Annotated in this window: 19 protein-coding genes and 2 pseudogenes; 10 read left to right on the forward strand and 11 right to left on the reverse strand. The window is 72.7% G+C overall.

The window, feature by feature from the left end:
* Nucleotide 1: 1 nt before the first annotated feature.
* The 3 genes and pseudogenes from IE271_RS00975 to IE271_RS00985 form a co-directional block, all read left to right on the forward strand.
* Nucleotides 2-261: pseudogene (locus tag IE271_RS00975) on the forward strand (alpha-L-arabinofuranosidase C-terminal domain-containing protein); the annotation flags it as partial.
* A gap of 73 nt (nt 262-334) precedes the next feature.
* Complete coding sequence (locus IE271_RS00980; RefSeq protein WP_190188149.1) at nt 335-793, forward strand: RrF2 family transcriptional regulator; 459 nt, start codon at nt 335-337, stop codon at nt 791-793.
* A gap of 64 nt (nt 794-857) precedes the next feature.
* The gene (locus tag IE271_RS00985) at nt 858-1,271 is read left to right on the forward strand and encodes a hypothetical protein (protein WP_229919072.1); all 414 of its coding nucleotides are present in this window, start codon (nt 858-860) and stop codon (nt 1,269-1,271) included.
* A 1-nt stretch (nt 1,272) separates the two neighbouring features.
* Here the strand turns inward: IE271_RS00985 and IE271_RS00990 are convergent, their stop codons facing one another.
* A complete protein-coding gene (locus tag IE271_RS00990; RefSeq protein ID WP_190188150.1) occupies nt 1,273-1,455 on the reverse strand; it encodes a DUF397 domain-containing protein in 183 nt (60 codons plus the stop codon).
* Complete coding sequence (locus IE271_RS00995; RefSeq protein ID WP_190188151.1) at nt 1,452-2,270, reverse strand: helix-turn-helix domain-containing protein; 819 nt, start codon at nt 2,268-2,270, stop codon at nt 1,452-1,454. Before IE271_RS00995 ends, IE271_RS00990 begins: the two co-directional genes overlap by 4 nt.
* Before the next feature lie 130 nt (nt 2,271-2,400).
* On the opposite strand from IE271_RS00995, the gene IE271_RS01000 reads away from it, so the two are divergent.
* Together IE271_RS01000 and IE271_RS01005 are read left to right on the forward strand one after the other, a co-directional pair.
* Complete coding sequence (locus tag IE271_RS01000; protein ID WP_190188152.1) at nt 2,401-2,898, forward strand: ATP-binding protein; 498 nt, start codon at nt 2,401-2,403, stop codon at nt 2,896-2,898.
* Nucleotide 2,899: 1 nt separating this feature from the next.
* A pseudogene (locus IE271_RS01005) lies at nt 2,900-3,262 on the forward strand (family 43 glycosylhydrolase); the annotation flags it as partial.
* 183 nt (nt 3,263-3,445) lie between these two features.
* On the opposite strand, the gene IE271_RS01010 reads toward IE271_RS01005, so the two are convergent.
* The 8 genes from IE271_RS01010 to IE271_RS01045 all read right to left on the reverse strand — a co-directional run bounded on the left by IE271_RS01010 (nt 3,446) and on the right by IE271_RS01045 (nt 13,788).
* On the reverse strand, nt 3,446-4,981 hold the full coding sequence (locus IE271_RS01010; protein WP_190188153.1) for a pyridoxal phosphate-dependent aminotransferase: 1,536 nt from the start codon (nt 4,979-4,981) through the stop codon (nt 3,446-3,448).
* A 127-nt stretch (nt 4,982-5,108) separates the two neighbouring features.
* The gene (locus IE271_RS01015) at nt 5,109-6,260 is read right to left on the reverse strand and encodes an aldose epimerase family protein (protein ID WP_190188154.1); all 1,152 of its coding nucleotides are present in this window, start codon (nt 6,258-6,260) and stop codon (nt 5,109-5,111) included.
* A 105-nt stretch (nt 6,261-6,365) separates the two neighbouring features.
* A complete protein-coding gene (gene mmsB, locus IE271_RS01020) occupies nt 6,366-7,610 on the reverse strand; it encodes a multiple monosaccharide ABC transporter permease (RefSeq protein ID WP_190188155.1) in 1,245 nt (414 codons plus the stop codon).
* Nucleotides 7,607-9,157, reverse strand: a complete 1,551-nt coding sequence (gene mmsA / locus IE271_RS01025) for a multiple monosaccharide ABC transporter ATP-binding protein (RefSeq protein ID WP_190188156.1) — start codon at nt 9,155-9,157, stop codon at nt 7,607-7,609. Before mmsA ends, mmsB begins: the two co-directional genes overlap by 4 nt.
* A gap of 31 nt (nt 9,158-9,188) precedes the next feature.
* Entirely contained in the window at nt 9,189-10,298 is a 1,110-nt protein-coding gene (gene chvE, locus IE271_RS01030) for a multiple monosaccharide ABC transporter substrate-binding protein (RefSeq protein ID WP_190188157.1), read from the reverse strand.
* 6 nt (nt 10,299-10,304) lie between these two features.
* Nucleotides 10,305-11,300, reverse strand: a complete 996-nt coding sequence (locus tag IE271_RS01035) for a hypothetical protein (RefSeq protein WP_190188158.1) — start codon at nt 11,298-11,300, stop codon at nt 10,305-10,307.
* Nucleotides 11,301-11,611: 311 nt separating this feature from the next.
* Complete coding sequence (locus IE271_RS01040; RefSeq protein ID WP_190188159.1) at nt 11,612-12,634, reverse strand: zinc-dependent alcohol dehydrogenase; 1,023 nt, start codon at nt 12,632-12,634, stop codon at nt 11,612-11,614.
* Nucleotides 12,631-13,788, reverse strand: coding sequence for a mandelate racemase/muconate lactonizing enzyme family protein (locus IE271_RS01045; protein ID WP_190188160.1), 1,158 nt, complete (start codon nt 13,786-13,788; stop codon nt 12,631-12,633). The genes IE271_RS01040 and IE271_RS01045 overlap by 4 nt, the downstream gene beginning before the upstream one ends.
* Nucleotides 13,789-14,051: 263 nt before the next feature.
* Between IE271_RS01045 and IE271_RS01050 the strand changes: the two genes are divergently transcribed.
* Complete coding sequence (locus tag IE271_RS01050) at nt 14,052-14,834, forward strand: SCO2400 family protein (protein WP_190188161.1); 783 nt, start codon at nt 14,052-14,054, stop codon at nt 14,832-14,834.
* 265 nt (nt 14,835-15,099) lie between these two features.
* Here IE271_RS01050 and IE271_RS01055 read toward each other — a convergent pair whose 3' ends face one another.
* Nucleotides 15,100-15,540: a MarR family winged helix-turn-helix transcriptional regulator gene (locus IE271_RS01055; RefSeq protein WP_190188162.1), complete on the reverse strand. Its 441-nt coding sequence runs from the start codon at nt 15,538-15,540 to the stop codon at nt 15,100-15,102.
* A 125-nt stretch (nt 15,541-15,665) separates the two neighbouring features.
* On the opposite strand from IE271_RS01055, the gene IE271_RS01060 reads away from it, so the two are divergent.
* From IE271_RS01060 to IE271_RS01075, 4 genes are all read left to right on the forward strand, one after another.
* On the forward strand, nt 15,666-16,688 hold the full coding sequence (locus IE271_RS01060) for an NADP-dependent oxidoreductase (RefSeq protein WP_190188163.1): 1,023 nt from the start codon (nt 15,666-15,668) through the stop codon (nt 16,686-16,688).
* A gap of 113 nt (nt 16,689-16,801) precedes the next feature.
* Nucleotides 16,802-17,023 (forward strand): hypothetical protein, encoded by a 222-nt coding sequence (locus IE271_RS01065; protein ID WP_190188164.1) that lies wholly within the window; start codon nt 16,802-16,804, stop codon nt 17,021-17,023.
* Nucleotides 17,024-17,347: 324 nt separating this feature from the next.
* A complete protein-coding gene (locus IE271_RS01070; RefSeq protein ID WP_190188165.1) occupies nt 17,348-18,211 on the forward strand; it encodes a hypothetical protein in 864 nt (287 codons plus the stop codon).
* 163 nt (nt 18,212-18,374) lie between these two features.
* Complete coding sequence (locus IE271_RS01075; protein WP_190188166.1) at nt 18,375-19,226, forward strand: EI24 domain-containing protein; 852 nt, start codon at nt 18,375-18,377, stop codon at nt 19,224-19,226.
* Nucleotides 19,227-19,234 lie beyond the last annotated feature (8 nt).

Raw genomic sequence — 19,234 nt, forward strand, 5'->3', positions numbered from 1 at the left:
GGACGGCTCCGTCACCGTCTTCGCCGTCAACCGCGACCGCGCCGCACCGCGCCGCTGCCCCTCGAGGTCTCCCTCGCGGGACTGGGTCCGACGTCCGTCGCCGGGCACAGCGTCCTCTCCGACGCCGGCCCCGACGCGCGCAACACCGTCCAGGACCGGGAGCGCGTCAAGCCCCACGAGGCCACCGGCACCACCCTGGAGGGCGGCGTCCTCAGGGCCGTGCTCGAACCGCTGTCCTGGAACGTGATCCGGCTCGTCTGACCGGGGCACCGGGACGGGCGTACGGCGCACCCGGTGCGCCGCCGCGCGGGCGGCGCACCGGACAATGCCTTGCATGAGGATCTCGGCAAGGGCGGACTACGCGGTGCGCGCGGCGCTGGAACTGGCCGCCCGGCAGGACGGGGAGCCCCTGAAGGCGGAGGCCATCGCCCTCGCCCAGGACATCCCGCACAAGTTCCTCGAGGGCATTCTGGGCGACATGCGGCGCGGCGGCCTGGTGACGAGCCGGCGCGGCGGTCAGGGCGGCTACCGGCTCGCCCGCCCCGCCGACGCGATCACGGTCGCGGACGTGATCCGCACCGTGGACGGCCCCATCATGACCGTGCGCGGCGAACGCCCCACCCACCTCGCCTACACGGGCCCCGCCGCCCCCCTGCTCCCGCTGTGGATCGCCGCGCGCGCCCACGTGCGCGCGATCGTCGACGTCGTCACGCTCGCCGACATCGCGGCGGACGCCCTGCCCGACGGCGTCCGCGCGCTCGCGGAGGACCCGGAGGCCTGGGTCAATCCCTGAGGGCCCCGACGACGGGGGCGGCTGGGGACCGGTCGGCACCCCGGCGCTGCTGGCCAGCGGGCGGATGGAGCCGCGCAAGGTGATCGGCTCGGTCGACACCGGCGAGTTCCTGGTCGCGGTCGCCGCGAGCCTCGGCTCCCTCCTCTCGCTCGGCTCCCAGGAGCTCAAGTGGGACTGGGTGGCCGCGTTCCTCGTCGGCGGCCTGATCGCCGCGCCGGTCGCCGCCTGGCTGGTCCGGCTGGTCCCGCCGCGCGTCCTCGGCTCCGCGGTCGGCGGCGTCATCGTCGTCACCAACGTCCGCACCCTGCTGGACAGCGACTGGGCCGGTGTGCCGGGCACGGCCGCCGCCTGCGTCTACGTCGCGCTGTACGCCCTGTGGGCCGCGGCCCTCGCGTACTCGGTCCGTGCCCACCTCGGGGAGCGGACGGCACGGGCCGCCGCCGCGGAGGAGGAGCGGCGGCCGGTCGCCGCGCGGTGACTCACTCCGTGACGTACGCGAGGAACCCGGCCCAGGCGGCGGGGGAGAGGGCGAGCTGCGGCCCCTGCCTGTCCTTGGAGTCCCGGACGTGGACGGCGCGGGGGCAGGGGGCTATCTCGACGCAGTCGCCGTCACCGCCGCTGCTGTAGCTCGACTTGAACCATTCCAGATCGCTGCTGCTCATGGCGCTCCTCGCATCCGTTGCAACAGGCTCACGGAGTCATCAAGGGTAAGAGCCTGCGAGCGCATCCTGGCATAGCGCCTCTGGAGGACGCTCACCTCCTTGGAGTCCGAGATGAACAGTCCTCCTCGCTGCCCCTCGCAGTAGGCGAACCACCTGTTGTCAGGGGTCTCCAGCAGTTGCATGGGCCCGTCGAGCCCCGCGTGGGTCTCCCTCACCTGCGGCATGATCTGTATTTCTACGTTGCGCAGACGACTGATCTCCAGCATGTGGTCGATCAGGTTCCGAGTGATCTCCGCACCGCCCATGCGTCGCAGGAACAGGCCCTCCTCCAGGATGAAGCCGAATGCCGTGTTCGGCAGTTCTCCCAGAAGTCGTTGTCGCTCCGCCCTGGCGGCCCACTGGGCCTCGATCTGCCCGTCGTCCAGCGGCGGCAATTGGTTGGTGAACAGCGTCCGCGCGTACGCCTCCGTCTGCAGCAGCCCGGGAACCAGCCGGCATTCGTACGTGTACAGCGTGATCGCCGATGCCTCCAGTCCCGCCCACCGCCGGAACCACGCCGCCAGCCCCGGCTGCCGCGCCAGACAACCCGCGGCCCGCCGCAACGCGCCCGTGTTCCCGAGGGCCTCCTCCGCCCGTTCCACGAACGCCGCGTCCGGCATCCGCCTCCCCAGTTCCACGGACGCCACCGTGTGCCTGGAGAACCGCACCCGCCGCCCGAACTCCTCCCGGCTCAGCCCCGCGTGCTCGCGCAATCCCTGGACCACCGCGCCGAACGTCCGCAGACTGTCCGACGACTCCGGTTCACCGTCGACCACCGTCGGTCACCTCCCGCGCCCATGCTCACGGCCGGTGACGAGTACTGTCCATGCCGTGAGTGCGTACGCTGCCGCAGCGTACGCGGTGCCGGGCTGGTGAACAGGCCGTTCCCGCCGCCAGATTGGGCGCATGGAAGCACCGTCCACTCCGCGCTCCCCGGTCACCGTGCGTGTGTTCGCCCAGCGGCTCAGCGCCACTCCGCGAGGCGCCCGGCTCGCCCGGCGCCTCGCGCTGGCCCAGCTGCACGACTGGGGCGTCCCGCACGGGACGGGCCCCTCGGACGCCGTCGCCGCGATCGTCGCCGAGCTGGCGGCGAACGCCGTGACCCACGGCCGCGTCCCGGGGCGGGACTTCGAGCTGCGGCTCCGCCTCGACGCGGGCGGCGTGCGCGTCGAGGTCACCGACACCCGTGCCGAGCCGCGCCCGCCCGGCCCCGACGCCGTACGGCCCCCGCGCCCGCTCGACGAGCACGGGCGCGGCCTGCTGCTCGTCGACGCGCTCGCCGACCGCTGGGAGGTGCTGGAGAGGGAGGCGCCCGGTAAGACGGTGCGGGCCGAGGTCGACCTGCCGGGGCGGACGGCCGCCGTACGCGGGCCGGCCGCCGGGGACGGCCGCCGGCCCGGCTAGCCCGACCGGCACGAGGGCCGTCGAGGCCCCGTACGTCGTCAAGCGGAACGGCTACTACTACCTGTTCGCCTCGTACGACACCTGCTGCGCCGGGACCGGCTCCGCCTACAAGGTGAAGGCGGGGCGGGCGACGAGCGCCACCGGGCCGTACCACGACAGGAACGGTGTCGCGATGACGGACAGCGGAGGTACGCCGGTGCCGGAGTCGCACGGCAGGGTCATCGGCCCCGGCGGGCGGTCGATCATGAACGACGTGGACGGCGACCTGATCGTCCACCACTACTGCGACGGCAACGACAACGGCACCCCGAAGCTCGGGATCACCCTGCTGGACCGGAGCGGCGGGTGGCCGGTGGCCTACTGAGGCCGCACCGCCCGCGCGCACGCCCTCCCCGCGGTGCGCACCGTCGGCCGGGAGGCCATGGAGCCTCCCGGCCGCGGCGCCCTCCCGCCGGCCGGGGAGCAGCGGGTTCTCCCGGCCGGCCGGGGTGTCCCCCGGAGGGGGTGCCGGATCGGTGGTGGACCGGTCCGGCGACCGGGCCGGTGGTCAGCCGACCCGGTCGACCGCGGCGGCCGCCGGCCATCCGGCGCCGCTCGACGGGGCGCCCGCGGCCGGCCAGCCGCCCTGCGGCAGCGGCTGGGGCCGGGGCGGCACCTGCGGCGGCATCTGGGCCTGCGCCTGAGCGGCCAGTTGAGCCTGTGCCTGTGCCTGCGCCTGTGCTTGTGCCTGTGCCTGGGCGGTCAGCTGGGGCTGCGGCTGGGCCGTCAGCTGAGGCTGCGGCTGGGCCTGCGCGGTCAGCCGGTGCTGGGCCTGGGACCCGGTTCTCATCCGGTGCTGGGCCGCGGCGTGGGCGACGGCCGCGAGACCCGTCACGCCCGCCCCGTTCGTGCTGTGCACCAGGCGGTCCACCGCCGCCGTGCCCGAGCTGTAGGGGGTCCCTCCGTCCGGCTCGGGCACGGCGGCTCCCCTCCCGGCCCCGTAGAGCACCGACTCCAGGCCGGACACCAGACGACGCACGTCTGCCTGGGGGCGCACCACGAGACGCAGGAAGCGGCTGGACGAGCCGATCTTGTTGCCGCACTCGCGGACCAGGACCCGGTGCTCGGTGAGCAGGCGGTCCCGGACCACGGTCCCCTCGGCGCCCACGGGCAGGCGCACGAAGAGGAAGTTGCCCTGCGACGGGTAGACCGTCAGACCGGGCAGCGCGGAGAGCTGCCGGGCCATGTCGAGCCGGTCCCGGCGCACCATGTGCAGGCTCTCCAGGTACTCGGGGCCGTGGTCCTTCAGCATGAACACCACGGTCTCCGCGAAGGAGTTGAGGTTCCACTTCGGCAGCATCGAGCGGACCTTGCCGGCGAGCGCCGGGTTGGCCACGAGGTAGCCGAAGCGCACGCCGTGCAGGCCGAAGTTCTTGCCGAGGCTGCGCAGCACGACGACGTTGGGCCGCAGCACCGCCTCCTCGACGACGCTCGGCTCGGCCTCCGCGTCGGCGAACTCCAGGAACGACTCGTCGATGACGATCAGGTCCAGGTCGGCCAGGGCGTCGCAGAAGGCGAGGACCGTCTGCCTGGGCAGCATGCCCCCGTCGGGGTTGTTCGGGTTGCAGATGACGGCGGTGCGCGAGCCCCGGGAGCGGATGAACTGGATGTACTGGGCCGGGTCGAGCGCGAAGCCGTTGCTCTCCTGGAGCGGGAACATGTCGACGCGCTTGCCGGTCTCCATCGGCTGGTCCGTCCAGCGGCCGAAGGTGGGCACGGGCACCGCGAGCGACTCGCGCACCAGCAGGTGGTCGATCCAGGTGATCAGCTCGGTGGAGCCGTTGCCCATCGCCACGCAGCTCGGCGGCAGCTGGAGCAGCGAGCACAGCTCGGCCGTGATCGTGTCGGCGCTGCTCGGGTAGTACGTGAGGATCTCGCGCAGCCGGTGCGTCAGCTCGTCGAACATCGCCGGCGTCGGAAAGTAGGGGTTGCACGGAATGCAGAAGTCCAGCGGACCCTCCCCGTCGCCCTCCCGGGCCAGTGCGGCCATCGAGGGGCTGTGCGCCGCGGTGCTGCGGAACAGCGACGTGACCTTGTCGGCCATGGAACCTCCGTCGTGGGGCGGCCCGCGCGGGGGTGCGGGCCGCCCTCTGGTACGGACGGGGGACCGGCCGTGTTCAACCCGTGCCGGAACGTGTGAAGCGGATCTTCACGCCCGCCGGACGCCTCCGTCAGGCGTCGAAGGAGTGCACCGTCGTCGTCCGGTACGTCTGCCCCGGGCGCAGCACCGTCGACGGGAACGACGGCTGGTTGGGGGAGTCCGGGAAGTGCTGGGTCTCCAGGCACAGCGCGTCGCCCTGCCGGTAGACGCGCCCGCCGGTGCCGACGAGCGTGCCGTCCTGGAAGTTGCCGGAGTAGAACTGCAGCCCCGGCTCGGTCGTGGCGATCCGCAGGGTGCGCCCGGACGCGGGGTCGCGCAGCGTGGCGACGTGCTCGGGCCGCCTCGTGATCCCCTTGTCCAGCACCCAGTTGTGGTCGTAGCCCTGGCCGTACAGCAGCTGCTGGTGGGCCGTGCGGATGTCCTCGCCCACCGTCTTCGCGCGCCGGAAGTCGAACGGCGTCCCCGCGACCCCCGCCCGCTCACCGGTCGGGATCAGGCCCGCGTCGACGGGCGTGTAGCGGGAGGCGGCGATCGTCAGCTCGTGGTCCTCGACCGTGCCGCTGCCCTCGCCGCCCAGGTTCCAGTACACGTGGCTGGTGAGGTTCACGACCGTCGCCCTGTCGGTGGTCGCCTCGTAGTCGACGCGCCAGTCGCCGGACCGGGTGAGGGTGTAGGTGACCTTCACCCGCAGGGTGCCCGGGTAGCCCATCTCGCCGTCGACGCTCGTGTAGTGCAGGTGCAGGCCGACGTCGGAGCCCTCGGTGAAGGGCTCGACGTCCCACACGCGCTTGTCGAAGCCCTGCGCGCCGCCGTGCAGGCTGTTCTCGCCGTCGTTGACGGACAGCTGGTACGCGGTGCCGTCCAGCGTGAAGCGGCCCTCGGCGATGCGGTTGCCGTACCGGCCGATCAGCGCGCCGAAGTACGGGCTGGAGGCGACGTAGTCGTCCAGGTTGTCGAAGCCGAGCGAGACGTTGCGGTACCGGCCGCGCCGGTCCGGGACCTCCAGCGACTGCACGACGCCGCCGTAGGACAGGACCTTCAGCCGGGTGCCGCCGTTCCGCAGCGACCACCGGTACACCTTGGTGCCGTCGGCCAGCCTTCCGAAGAGTTCTCTCACCGGTCCGCCGCCGGCCGGTGCCGCGTGCGCCGTGCCCGCCGCCGCGGCGAGTCCCGCCGCCGCTGCCGCCGCGATGACCGTGCGCCTGCTGGTGCTGCTCCCCATGTTTTACGGCTCCCTGTTCTCTGTGGCCCGGACCGCCTCAGGGGCGCCGCACACGGGTGGTGCGACGCCCCTGAGGTCCACCGGGCCGTGGATGGGTGGGTGCTGTTACGAACCGACCTTGCGCTTGTTCCACACGTCGAAGCCGACCGCCGCCAGGAGCACCAGGCCCTTGATGACCTGCTGCCAGTCGGTGCCGATGCCGACGAGGTTCATGCCGTTGTTCAGGACGCCGAGGACCAGGCCGCCGATGATGGCGCCGAGGACCGTGCCGACGCCGCCGCTCATCGAGGCGCCGCCGATGAACGACGCGGCGATGGCCTCCAGTTCGAAGTTGAGGCCGGCCTTGGGCGAGGCCGCGTTGAACCGGGCGGCGAAGACCAGACCCGCCAGGGCCGCGAGCATGCCCATGTTCAAGAAGACCAGGAAGGTGACCTTCTTGTCCTTCACGCCCGACAGCTTCGCCGCGGGCAGGTTGCCGCCGATGGCGTACACGTGGCGGCCCACGACCGCGTTGCGCATCAGGTAGCCGAAGCCGACCAGGAGCGCGGCGAGGATGAGGAGCACCACCGGGGCGCCCTTGTAGCTGGCGAGCAGCAGGGTGAAGACCAGCACGGCGGCGGTGAGCGCGGCCAGCTTCACCGCGAACAGCTTGGCCGGCGGCACCTCCAGCGAGTACTCCTGCTGGCGCCTGCGGTCGCGGACCTCCTGCCAGATCACCGCGGCGACCAGCACGAGGCCGAGCAGCAGGGTGAGATTGTGGTAGTTGGTGTCCGGGCCGACCTCGGGCAGGAAGCCGTTGGCCACCTTCTGCAGCCCCTCCGGGAACGGGCCGAGCGTCTGCCCCTTGAGGAAGACCTCGGTCAGACCGCGGAAGACCAGCATGCCGGCGAGTGTGACGATGAAGGACGGCATCCCCGCGTACGCGATCAGGAAGCCCTGCGCGGCGCCCGCCGCGGCGCCGATGGCCAGGCACAGCAGCACCGCGAGGGGCCACGGTATGTCGTGCTCGACCATCAGCACGGCGGCCACGCCGCCGACGAACGCCGTGATCGAGCCGACCGACAGGTCGATGTGGCCCGCGATGATGACGATCATCATGCCGATCGCCAGGATCAGGATGTAGCTGTTCTGCAGCACCAGGTTGGAGACGTTGCGCGGCAGCAGCAGGTCCCCGCTGGTCCACACCGCGAACAGCGCCACGATCACGCCGAGCGCGATCAGCATGCCGTACTGGCGCATGTTGCGGCGCAGACCGTCCAGCATCAGCCTCGCCAGGCCGTCGGCCCCGGCCTTTCCGCTGCCGCCCGGCGGCGCGGGCGCCGGGTTCGGGGCGGTCACATCGGTGCTCATCGCGTTACCTCTTTGTCCTTCGTCATCTGGCGCATCAGCGCGTCCTGTGTCGCCTCGCCCCGCTGGAACTCGCCCGTCAGCCGTCCCGCGGCCATGGTGTAGATGCGGTCGCACATGCCCAGCAGCTCGGGCAGCTCCGAGGAGATGAACAGGACGGCCTTGCCCTCGGCGGCCAGCTTGTCGATGACCGTGTAGATCTCGTACTTCGCGCCCACGTCGATGCCGCGGGTCGGCTCGTCCAGGATCAGCACGTCCGGACCCGTGAAGATCCACTTGCTGAGGACGACCTTCTGCTGGTTGCCGCCGGACAGCTTGCCCACCGGCTCGAAGACGGTGGGCGCCTTGATGTTCATGGTCTTGCGGAAGCCCTCCGAGACCCGGCGCTCCTCGTGCTCGTCGACCACGCCGCGCCGTGCCACCTTGCCCAGCGCGCTGAGCGAGATGTTGCGGTTGATGGTGTCGATGAGGTTGAGCCCGTAGTGCTTGCGGTCCTCGGTGACGTAGGCGATCCCGTGCGCGACCGCGTCGGCGACGGTCCGCGTCCTGATCTCCGTGCCGTCCTTGAGGACCGTGCCGCCCGCGTGCCGCCCGTAGGCGCGGCCGAAGACGCTCATCGCCAGCTCGGTGCGGCCGGCGCCCATCAGCCCCGCGATGCCGACGATCTCCCCGCGGCGCACGTTGACCGACACGTCGTCGACGACCTTGCGCTGCTGGTCGATGGGGTGGTGGACGGTCCAGTTGCGGATCTCCAGGGCCGGCGCCGAGCCGGCCTCCGGCTCGTGCGGGGTGCGGTCGGGGAACCGGTGGTCCAGGTCCCGGCCGATCATGCCGCTGATGATCCGGTCCTCGGTGGTCCCCGCGGCCTTCACGTCGAGGGTCTCGATGGTGCGGCCGTCCCGCAGGATCGTGACGGAGTCGGCGACCCTGCGGATCTCGTTGAGCTTGTGGGAGATGATGATCGCGGTGATCCCCTGCTCCTTGAGTTCCAGGATCAGGTCCAGCAGCTTGGCGCTGTCCTCGTCGTTGAGCGCGGCCGTCGGCTCGTCCAGGACGAGCAGCCTGACCTCCTTGGACAGCGCCTTCGCGATCTCGACGAGCTGCTGCTTGCCGACGCCGATGTCGGCGACCCGGGTCTGCGGGTGCTCGTCGAGCCCGACCCGGCGCATCAGTTCGCTGGCCCGCCGCAGGGTCTCGTTCCAGCTGATGACGCCCCGGGTCGCCTGCTCGTTGCCGAGGAAGATGTTCTCCGCGATGGACAGGTACGGCACCAGCGCCAGCTCCTGGTGGATGATCACGATGCCGCGCTGCTCGCTGGCCCGGATGTCCTTGAACCGGCAGACGTCCCCCTCGAAGAGGATCTCGCCCTCGTAGGTGCCGTGCGGGTGGACGCCGGAGAGCACCTTCATCAGGGTCGACTTGCCGGCGCCGTTCTCCCCGCAGATGGCGTGGACCTCGCCCGGACGGACGGTCAGGGTGACGTCCGACAGCGCCTTGACGCCGGGAAAGGTCTTGACGATCGAGCGCATTTCCAGGACGGGTCCCGCCATGGTCGTGCCTTTCTGCTCCGGTGGGACGGGGTTACTTGAGGTCGCTTTCCTTGTAGTAGCCGCCGTCGACCAGGACCTCCTTGTAGTTGTCCTTGTCGACGCTCACCGGTTCGAGCAGGTACGCGGGCACGACCTTCGCGCCGTTGTCGTACGTCTTGTCGTCGTTGATCTCGGGCTTCTTGCCGTTGAGCGAGGCGTCGACCATGTTCGCGGCGACCTCGGCGAGCTTGCGCAGGTCCTTGAAGACGGTCTGCGTCTGCTGGCCCATGGCGATCGACTTGACCGAGGCGACCTCGGCGTCCTGGCCGGTGACGACCGGCAGCGGCTTGCTCTTGGAGCCGTAGTCGTCGGACTTCAGCGCCGACAGGATGCCGATGGAGATGCCGTCGTAGGGCGAGAGCACCGCGTCCACCTGCTCGCTCTTGTACGCGGAGGTCAGAATGTCGTCCATGCGCTTCTGCGCGGTGCCGCCGTCCCAGCGCAGGGTGGTGACCTGGTTGAGCGCGGTCTGCTTGGACCTGACGACCAGCTGCTTCTTGTCCATGTACGGCTTCAGGACGTTCATCGCGCCCTGGAAGAAGTACTTGGTGTTGTTGTCGTCGTTGGAGCCGGCGAACAGCTCGATGTTGAACGGCCCCTTCTCGCTGCCGTCCTTCAGGCCGAGCTTCTCGACGATGTAGGTGCCCTGCAGCTCGCCCACCTTCTCGTTGTCGAAGGAGGCGTAGTAGTCGACGTTCTCCGTGCCGAGGATCAGGCGGTCGTAGGAGATGACCGGGATGTCCGCGTCCTTGGCCTGCTGCAGCACGTTGTTGAGCGACTTGTTGTCGATGGCCGCGACGATCAGGGCCTTCACGCCCTGGGTGATCAGGTTCTCGATCTGCGAGACCTGCTGGTCGGGGTCGTCCTCGCCGTAGACCAGCTTGGTCTTGTAGCCGGCCTTCTTCAGGTTCGCCTCGACGTTGGCGCCGTCGGCTATCCAGCGCTCGGAGGATTTGGTGGGCATGGCGATGCCGATGGTGGCGCCCTTGGTGTCCCCGGCGCCCTCGTCGCTGCCGCCCTCGCTGTTCTGGCCGCAGGCGGCCAGGGTCAGGGCGAGGGAGGCCGCCGCCACGGCGGAGAGAGCAGCTCTGCGGTTGCGCATGGTGAATCAGTCCTTGTTCTCGTCGTTGAGAGGCGACACGTCGGTCGGGAAGCGGTGGAGCGAACCGGGCAGCCGGGAGCCGAGCGGCGCCATGTCGCCGTCCGCGCCGTGCCGGGCGAGCAGGTCCAGGGCGAGGCGGCCGCGCCGCACCCGCTCCCGGGCGGTGTCCAGGGTCACGTCCCGCAGATGGGTGCCGTACGGGTAGATGCCGGGAGCCTTGGACAGGCCGAACTTCAGGTACAGCGGTGCGCCGCGCCGGATCAGCTCGGCCACCTCGTACATCCGCACATAGCCGCCGAGGTCGTCGGGGGCCTCGATGTACATGTCCATGGGCGCCGCGCTGACGCGTCGGATCTCGGTCAGATGCGCCAGGGTCAGGTCGCTGGGCACGTTGAGGGAGTCGGCGCCGAGCCGCTCGTACACGGCGTACGAGGCGGGGTTGACCGGGCCGATCAGGGCGGAGACCTTCAGGGTGGTGTCCGCCGGGAGGAGACCGGCCTCGCGGGCGCGGTGCAGCGTCCACAGCACGCCCTCGTCGGCCACCAGCAGGCACTTCACGCCCAGTTCCGTGGCGCGGACGGCGTCCTCCACGCAGCCGGCCACCGCGTCGTGGCCGCGGGCGCGCAGCCCGCCGCCGCGCGAGTCGCTGCGCGTGGAGCCGCCGATGTCCCAGGTGCCGCGCGGGCCGGTGAACAGGCACAGCTCGATGTCGCGCTCGGCCGTCGCCTCCACCATCTCGGTGATCTCGGCGTCGGTCAGCATCCACACGCCGCTGCCCTGGCTGATCCGGTGGATCGGCACGTCGAGCCGCGAGGACTCCTTGAGCACCGCGGCCAGCGCCTCGGGCCCCTCGACGGACGGGATCTCGGTGCGCCAGCGGCCGCCGCCGGGGAAGGTGTGCGGCGAGGCGTCGGCGGGGGAGAGGGCGGGCGCGCCCAGGCCGAGCGCGGCGAGCGCCCGCTCACCGGGCCGACGGGCCGCCGTGGAGGAAGCGTCGGTCACAAGCTGTCCTTCGTGTTCGATGGGGCGAACGTCGTACGTCGCTCGGGTCGGGGGAGGGGCACCGGCACGGCCCGTGGCGTACGTCCGCGGCGGTACCGGTGCGCGGACCGGGTGGTCCAGGGCCGTGGCCGGAAAGGTCTGCCGTGGGCTCGCGGCGTCCGGTGCGGTGCGTCGCGAGGCGGAGGACCACCCTCGTACCGGACGTACTCGGGTGGCTCCGGCAACGCGGCGTGGGGGTCCTCCCTGCTCGAGGAGCCAGGGGGAGTGCCGTGCCGGGCGTCGTGAGCCGGTGAACCCTTCCGGTCACGGCACTAGGGCTTGAGCAGGACCTTGCCGACCCGCGGGTCGCCGGCGCCCACCAGCTCGATGGCGTGCGCGAACTCCGCGAGCGGCAGCTCGTGCGTCACCAGCGGCAGGGGGTCGAGCAGCCCGGCGCCGAAGACGCGGACGGTGTGCGCCCACGCGTCCGGCGGCGCCCCGAACACGGTGTGCACCTCCAACTGGCGCACGACGAGGTCGGTCGGGTCCAGGCCGTCGGCGCCCGGGGCCGGGATGCCGGTGAGGACCAGCCGGCCGCCGCGCCGCAGCAGCGAGGCGGCGGTGCGCGCGGCCGACGCCGAGCCGGCCGTCTCGATCACCACGTCGACGTCGTCGGGCAGCGCCTCGTCCCGGGTGCGGAAGTCGGTCGCGCCGAACCGCTTCGACAGCTCCGCCCGGTCCGGCCGGGTGCCCACGACCAGCAGCGAGGCCGGTGAGGCCGCCGCCAGGAACTGCACCGCGAACATCCCGAGCGTGCCGGTGCCGACGACCGCCACCCGCTCGCCCGGCAGGGCGTTCGCCTTGATCGCCGCGGCCGCGACGCAGGCGGCCGGCTCCAGGAGGGCCGCCGCCGTCAGGTCCGCGTCGTCGGGCAGGACGTGCAGCAGCCGCGCGGGCAGCGTCAGCGTGCCGGCCATGGCGCCGGGCTCGGTGAACCCGGTCTCCTCGTAGCCGGCCGTGCACAACGTCGTCTCGCCCGCGTGGCAGCGGTCGCAGACCTGGCAGTTGCGGAAGCCCTCGCCCACCACCTTGCGGCCCACGAGGCCCCGGGGGACCCCGGCGCCGACCGCCGCGACCGTGCCGGACCACTCGTGGCCGGGCGTCAGCGGGTAGCGGACGTACCCTTCGGGCCGGTTGCCCTGGTACACCTCGCGGTCGCTGCCGCAGATGCCGCTCGCGTGCACCCGGACCAGGGCCTCGCCCGGACCCGGCTCGCGCGGCTCGTGGGGCACGAGCCGGTGCTCGCCCGGCGCCTCGACGACGACGGCGGTGCCGCCGGCAGCGGTGGCGCTCACTTCGTGCCCTTGGGCTTGCGCTGCTCCCAGCCCTCGGCCCACAGGTCGAAGCGGGCCTGCTGCTGCGGGAACTCGGCGGCCGCGTCCACGTCCAGCTCGACGCCGAGGCCCGGCGCGTCGGAGAGGTGGAAGTAGCCGTCCACGACCTGCGGCGCCCCCTTCACGACCTTCTTGATCTCCGCGTCCGCGAAGTCGTTGAAGTGCTCCAGGATCTTGAAGTTCGGGGAGGTGAAGCCGACCTGGAGGGAGGCGGCGGTGAGCACCGGGCCGCCCACGTTGTGCGGGGCGACCAGCATGTAGTGGGTCTCGGCGGTCGCCGCCAGCTTGCGGGTCTCCCAGATGCCGCCGATGTGGCCGACGTCCGGCTGGATGATGTCCACGGCCTGGTTCTCGAACAGCTCGCGGAACTCGATGCGGTCGTGGATGCGCTCGCCGGTCGCCACCGGCATGTCGACCTTGGCGGCCACCTTCTCCAGCGCCTTGAGGTTCTCCGGCGGCACCGGCTCCTCCAGCCAGGCCGGCTTGAAGGGGGCCAGCTCCTTGGCGAGCCGTACGGCCGTGGCGGGGGAGAAGCGCCCGTGCATCTCCAGCATCAGCTCGGCGTCCGGCCCGATCGCGTCCCGCACGGCCTCGATCAGCGAGACCGCGTACAGGCTCTGCTCGTGGTCGAGCTCGAAGTGCCCGGTCCCGAAGGGGTCGATCTTCAGCGCCCGGTACCCGCGCTCCATGACCCCCTGGGCGGCCTTGTGGTACGCCTCCGGGGTCCGCTCGGTCGTGTACCAGCCGTTGGCGTACGCCTTGACCCGGTCGGTGACCTTCCCGCCCAGCAGCTGCCACACCGGCACCCCGAGGGCCTTGCCCTTGATGTCCCAGCAGGCCATCTCGATCACGGCGATGCCGGACATCACGATCTCGCCCGCGCGCCCGTAGTCGCCGTACTTCATCCGGCGGACCAGATCCTCGACAGCGAAGGGGTCGGACCCCAGAATGTGGTTGGCCTCCGCCTCCCGCAGATAGCCGAGCAACGCGTCGGTGTGGCCCAGCATCCGGGTCTCGCCGACTCCGGTCAGTCCCTCGTCGGTGTGCACCTGAACGTAGGTCAGGTTGCGCCACGGCGTCCCTACCACGTGCGTGCTGATTCCCGTGATGCGCACGGCTGTTGCCCCTTGTGCTCGTCGGCTCTGTTCGAGATTTCGTCACGCGTTCGAAATGCTGGCGTGACAGTAAGGAGGTCTCCCAGGGGGTGTCAATGGGTCGAACACCACCGCGTGGCAAGGATTTCGGCGGGGTGGTCCGTCCGTCGCGCGCGCGATGCCGCGACGGCGCGGCGCGGAGCCCGGCAACGGGGAGTTCCCTACACAACCTTCACGGCTGAAACCCTGAACCTGACCTGTCAAGAACCTAGTCTTCCGGCGTCATGGACTACTGCCACCCGTGCCGACGCCACCTCAACGGCGCCCTCGCCTGTCCGGGGTGCGGCACACCCGCCGAACACGTCCGCGCGTACGCGGAGTCCCTCGCGGCGCGCGACGGCCGGGACGGGTCCGGCCACGCGTCCGAGGGCGACGGGCCGCAGGGCCGTTCGGTCCGCCGCGGCCGGGGCGGGCCACGGGCGGGGCGGCGCGACCGCAGGAGCGCGGCGCACCGCCGCCGGCGCCGCAGGGTCCTGTTCGCCGGCGCCGGGCTGCTGCTCGCCGCGGGCGGCCTGAGCCTGGCCGAACTCGGCATCGAGTCCTCCTCCTCGGCCCCCGAGGCCGCCGCGGAGGACGCCGGCGCGCGGGCCTCCTCCTCCGCGGACGGCACGCCGGGCACGGGCGGCGGCACGGCGCCGGCCGCCGGCGCCGGCACCGGCGCGGGCTCGCCCGGCGCGTCCGCCTCCCCCTCGGGCTCGGGCCCGGGCGAGGACGGGAAGGCGAAGAAGGGCGGCGAGGGCGAGGACGGCGAGGGTGCGGAGGACGGTGGGGACGGGGACGGCGAGGACGGGAAGGGCGGGGCGGGCGGTACGGGCGGGGAGGCGACCGGAGGGGCGTCGGCGTCGCAGGCGCCGACCTCCGGGGCGCCCGACCCCGCGCCGACCTCGCCGGGCGGCGAGCCGACCGGCGACCCCGCCCCCTCGGACCCCGAGCCGCCGGCGTCCGAACCGGACCCCACGCCCACGCCCACGCAGACGTGCGACCGGTTCCTGTGGTGGTGCACCTGAGCGCGGGGCGGTGGGCCCGAGTCCCCGGCGGTGCACCCGGCCCCGGCGGACCGGCCGCCCCGGCGGCACGCGGAGGCCGACGCCCCGCCGCGGCCGTGACCGACGCCTGACCGGAACCGTCGCCGGGGTCCGTCGTCCGGGCCGGGTCGCGTGGTGCGGGCCGGGTTCCGGGGTTCGTCGTCCGGGCCGTGACGCCGTTCGGGTCGTGACATCGATCGGGTCGTGACGCCGATCGGGTGATTCGGCCGGGGCCACGGCCCGGAGTTCAGGCCCCCTCGTCCAGCATCCGCCGCAGCAGGTCCCGCAGGGACAGCCGCTCCTCGTGGGACAGGCCGGCCAGGGGCTCGCGGGCGAAGTGGAGGGCCTCGCGCAGACCGCGGGCGACCTCGCGGCCCTCGTCCGTGGCGGCCGCCAGTTTGACGCGCCGGTCCGCCGGGTCGGGGCGGCGCTCCACCAGGCCCCGCGCCTCCAGGCGGTCCACGATGCCCGTCACGTTCGACGGCTCGCACTTCAGCTTCTGCGCCAGGCGCCGCATCGGCAGCGGCTCCAGCGAGAGCAGGCCCAGCAGCCGCGCCTGCGCCCCGGTCAGGGAGTGCCGGGCGGCGGCCTCCTCGTAGTCCTCGTGGTACCGCGCCACCACCGATCCGACGAGGTCGACGACCTCCAGGGTCAGCGCGTCGGGTCGGGTCTTCCGTTGGGCGGCCATGACGTCCAGGCTACCCGCTTGCTTGACACACTGAAATATTCAGACGCATGGTTGTTTCACTTGATGAAACATTGGAACAGGGGTACACAGAGACCCCGGAAAGCCCCCGTCGGAAAGGCGCCCGCATGCCCCCCACCTCCGAGCCCCCCGCCACCAGCCGTGAATGGCACCTGGTCAGTCGCCCCGTCGGCGCTCCCGAGCCGAAGGACTTCGACATGGTCGAGGTCCCGGTCGAGCGGCCGGGCAAGGGACAGATCCTGGTGCGCAACGCGTACGTGTCCGTCGATCCGTACATGCGGGGAAGGATGAGCAGCGCGAAGTCCTACGTCGCCCCGTACGAGCTCGGCAGGCCCATGCAGGGCGGCGCGGTCGGCGAGGTCGTCGCCTCCGAGGCCGAGGGCATCGAGCCCGGCGACCACGTCCTGCACTTCTTCGGCTGGCGCGAGTACGCGACGTTCGACGCCGAGCACGCCACCAAGGTCGACCCCGAGGCCGCGCCCCTGAGCACGTACCTGGGCGTCCTCGGCATGACCGGCCTGACCGCGTACGCCGGTCTGCTGCGCGTCGCCTCCTTCAAGGAGGGCGACTCCGTCTTCGTGTCGGGCGCCGCGGGCGCCGTCGGCAGCCAGGTCGGCCAGATCGCGAAGCTCAAGGGCGCCTCGCGGGTGATCGGCTCGGCCGGCTCCGACGAGAAGGTGCGCCTGCTGACCGAGGAGTACGGCTTCGACGCCGCGTTCAACTACAAGAACGGCCCCGTGCACGAGCAGCTCAAGGAGGCCGCCCCCGACGGCGTCGACGTGTACTTCGACAACGTCGGCGGCGACCACCTGGAGGCCGCGATCGCCCGGCTCAACCGGAACGGCCGCATCGCCGTCTGCGGCATGATCTCCGTCTACAACAACACCGAGCCGGCCCCCGGCCCGCGCAACCTCGCCCGGCTCATCCAGACCCGCGGCCGCATCGAGGGCTTCCTCGTCGGCGACCACTACGACCTCCAGCCCGACTTCCGGCGGGAGGTCGGCGCGTGGGTCCGCTCCGGCGAGCTCAAGTACCGCGAGACGGTGGTCGAGGGCATCGAGAACAACCTCGACGCGTTCCTCGGCGTCCTGCGCGGCGACAACACCGGGAAGATGGTCGTCAAGCTCTGACGTGCGCCGGCGCCGGCGGTGCCGGCGCCGGTGAGGAGGCCCGTATCGGGTGCCGGGTCGCGGGTACGCGGAAGGGGACGTCGTCCATCGTCCGACCCGGCACCGGAGGGCCCATGACGGAGAAGGAAGCACGTACCGAGCAGGCGCGGGGTGCCCAGGAGGCGGGGGAGGCCCGGGGCCGGCGGTTCTGCAAGGCGTGCGGAACGCCCGCCGGGGACGGCGGGCTGTGCCCGCACTGCGGCGCCGTGCTGGACCTGCCGGAGGCGGGCGGCCTGGTCGAGGACGAGGGCGCGGGGGTGCGCCGCGCCTTCGAGGGACGCGGCGGCCGCCACTAGCTCCTGCGGACCCGGATGTCCCGCGGACCCGGGCGTCCCGCGGACCCGGGTGTCCCGCGGACCCGGGTGTCCCGCGGACCCGGGTGTCCCGCGGACCCGGGCGTCCCGCGGACCCGGTATCCCGTGAGTCCGTGATGCCCTGGGGGCGCCGTGGGCCGTACGGGGCTGTGGTCCTCTCCGACTCGGCCACAATCAGGGGCAGTTGGCGTCACGGCCGTCCGGGGCGGTCCGCGCCCGGCGGCCGGCGGGGCATGCTGGGGGCGGGCACCGGCGCGACGGCGGACCGGACCGGCCCGCCGCAGGCGCGCGAGGCGAGGAGGGCTCATGGCAACGATCCCGTCGCTTCCCAGCAGGGACGAGGTGGCGCGCATCGCGCGCAACACCACCGACATCACCGGACAGCTCCTGGACACCGCGGGCAACATCACCCGCATCGCCATCAACACCTTCGACCCCCGCGACGGCTCCGGGGCCGAGGTGCTGCGGGTGCTGCGCGAGACCACCGCGGAACTGGCCGAGGCCAGCGCCTCGCCCCGGGCGCAGGACGCGTTCTACCGGATCGTGGACACCCTGACGCGGCTCGGCACGAGCGGCGCCCCGCTCGCCGCGCACCCCGTGAGCGAGCCCGCGCAGGCGCTGCTCACCACGCTGGGGGACAGTCTGCTGCCGGTCCTCGACGCGGTCGAGCCCGCGGTGGAGGAGGCCGCGGAGGCGCTCGGCGACCTCGTGGAGGCCGGCTCCCCGCTGCTGCCCGCCGCGGCCGGGGCGGCGGCCGGCCTGCTCCTCGCGCTCGCCCCCGTGCTGCGCGCGGCGGCCGACGTCCTGCGCGACTCCTCGCCCGAGCTGCGGCGCGTGGCCGACGCGCTCACCGCCGCGCTGGCCCCGCTGCTGCCCCTCCAGGTCGCCCTCGCCGAACGCGCGGCCGCGGCCGGCGCGGGCGCGGTGCGCGCGGCGCTGCCGCCCCTCGCGGACCTCACCGAGGCGGCGGCCTCGGTGGTGCAGGCCGGGCGCCCGCTGCTGGCCGCGGGCGAGGAGCTGGTCGTCTCGGGCCTGGAGCAGCTCCAGCCCGCCCTGCTCGCCTCCGCGACCCGCGCGGGCCGGGCCGCGCGGGCCGTGGGCGTACGGGTGTCCGCGGCGGTGGCCCCGGCCGCGGACACCGGGATGGTGGTCACGGTCCATCCCGTGTGAGGCCCCGCAGGGCCGCGGCGGGCGCCGGCCGGGAGCGCCGGGCCGTCGCGCGGAGGGCGGCACGGGACGGTCCCGGTGTCACGAGGGTCTCCGTCCGTCACCGGCTCGGTCACGCGCCGGTCACACACCGGACGGCGGACACCCGCCCCGGTAGGGTGCCCGTATGCGTGATCTTGGAGTGGGATTCGGCTATCTGCTGCGGGGCCAGAAGTGGGTGGCGCGACACCGTAGGCAGTACGGCTTCGGTCTGGTGCCCGCCCTGATCACCCTCGTGCTGTACGCCGCCGTCCTGGTCGCCCTGGCCGTGTGGGGCGCGGACCTCGTCGGCTGGGCCACGCCGTTCGCCGACGACTGGGGCAGCCCCTGGCGCGGTCTCTTCCGCGGCTTCCTGACCGTCGTGCTGTTCGCCCTGGGCCTGCTGCTGGCCGTCCTCACCTTCACCGCCGTCACGCTCCTGGTCGGCCAGCCCTTCTACGACAGCATCTCCGAGAAGGTCGACCGCGACGTCTCGCCCGACGGCAGCGCGCCCGAGTCGGACCTGCCGCTCTGGCGCGAGCTGTGCATCTCCGCGCGCGACAGCCTGCGCATCCTCGTCCGGGCCGCCGTGTGGGCGGTGCTGCTCTTCGCGCTCGGCTTCGTGCCGTTCCTCGGCCAGACCGTCGTCCCGGTGGTCGGCTTCTTCGTCACCGGGTTCTTCCTGACCGAGGAGCTGACCTCGGTGGCCCTGCAGCGCCGCGGCGTCCAGCTGCGCGACCGGCTGGCCCTGCTGCGCTCCCGCAAGACACTGGTCTGGGGCTTCGGCACGCCGCTGGGCCTCGCCTTCCTCGTGCCCCTCGTCGCCGTCCTCCTGATGCCCGGCGCGGTCGCGGGCGCCACGCTGATGGCCCGCGACCTGCTGGGCGAGGAGACGGCCGGCGGCAGGGACGGCCGGGACGACGGCGACGGCCGTGGCACCGGCGTCGACCTGGGCAAGGACACCGGTACCGACGGACGGCGGACCGCCGCCGGCCGGTGAGGGCCCCT

This window comes from Streptomyces minutiscleroticus, assembly GCF_014650875.1.
In the GTDB taxonomy this organism is placed as follows: Bacteria; Actinomycetota; Actinomycetes; order Streptomycetales; family Streptomycetaceae; genus Streptomyces; species Streptomyces minutiscleroticus.

Bases quoted from the DNA above. Each gene is read 5' to 3' on its own strand.
- IE271_RS01060 (WP_190188163.1), top strand. From the start codon at position 15,666: ATGCCCCCCACCTCCGAGCCCCCCGCCACCAGCCGTGAATGGCACCTG.
- IE271_RS01070 (WP_190188165.1), top strand. From the start codon at position 17,348: ATGGCAACGATCCCGTCGCTTCCCAGCAGGGACGAGGTGGCGCGCATC.
- IE271_RS01050 (WP_190188161.1), top strand. From the start codon at position 14,052: ATGGACTACTGCCACCCGTGCCGACGCCACCTCAACGGCGCCCTCGCC.
- mmsB (WP_190188155.1), bottom strand. From the start codon at position 7,610: ATGAGCACCGATGTGACCGCCCCGAACCCGGCGCCCGCGCCGCCGGGC.
- IE271_RS00985 (WP_229919072.1), top strand. From the start codon at position 858: ATGGAGCCGCGCAAGGTGATCGGCTCGGTCGACACCGGCGAGTTCCTG.
- IE271_RS00980 (WP_190188149.1), top strand. From the start codon at position 335: ATGAGGATCTCGGCAAGGGCGGACTACGCGGTGCGCGCGGCGCTGGAA.
- IE271_RS00990 (WP_190188150.1), bottom strand. From the start codon at position 1,455: ATGAGCAGCAGCGATCTGGAATGGTTCAAGTCGAGCTACAGCAGCGGC.
- IE271_RS01075 (WP_190188166.1), top strand. From the start codon at position 18,375: ATGCGTGATCTTGGAGTGGGATTCGGCTATCTGCTGCGGGGCCAGAAG.
- chvE (WP_190188157.1), bottom strand. From the start codon at position 10,298: ATGCGCAACCGCAGAGCTGCTCTCTCCGCCGTGGCGGCGGCCTCCCTC.
- IE271_RS01065 (WP_190188164.1), top strand. From the start codon at position 16,802: ATGACGGAGAAGGAAGCACGTACCGAGCAGGCGCGGGGTGCCCAGGAG.
- IE271_RS01015 (WP_190188154.1), bottom strand. From the start codon at position 6,260: ATGGGGAGCAGCACCAGCAGGCGCACGGTCATCGCGGCGGCAGCGGCG.
- mmsA (WP_190188156.1), bottom strand. From the start codon at position 9,157: ATGGCGGGACCCGTCCTGGAAATGCGCTCGATCGTCAAGACCTTTCCC.
- IE271_RS01055 (WP_190188162.1), bottom strand. From the start codon at position 15,540: ATGGCCGCCCAACGGAAGACCCGACCCGACGCGCTGACCCTGGAGGTC.
- IE271_RS01000 (WP_190188152.1), top strand. From the start codon at position 2,401: ATGGAAGCACCGTCCACTCCGCGCTCCCCGGTCACCGTGCGTGTGTTC.
- IE271_RS01010 (WP_190188153.1), bottom strand. From the start codon at position 4,981: ATGGCCGACAAGGTCACGTCGCTGTTCCGCAGCACCGCGGCGCACAGC.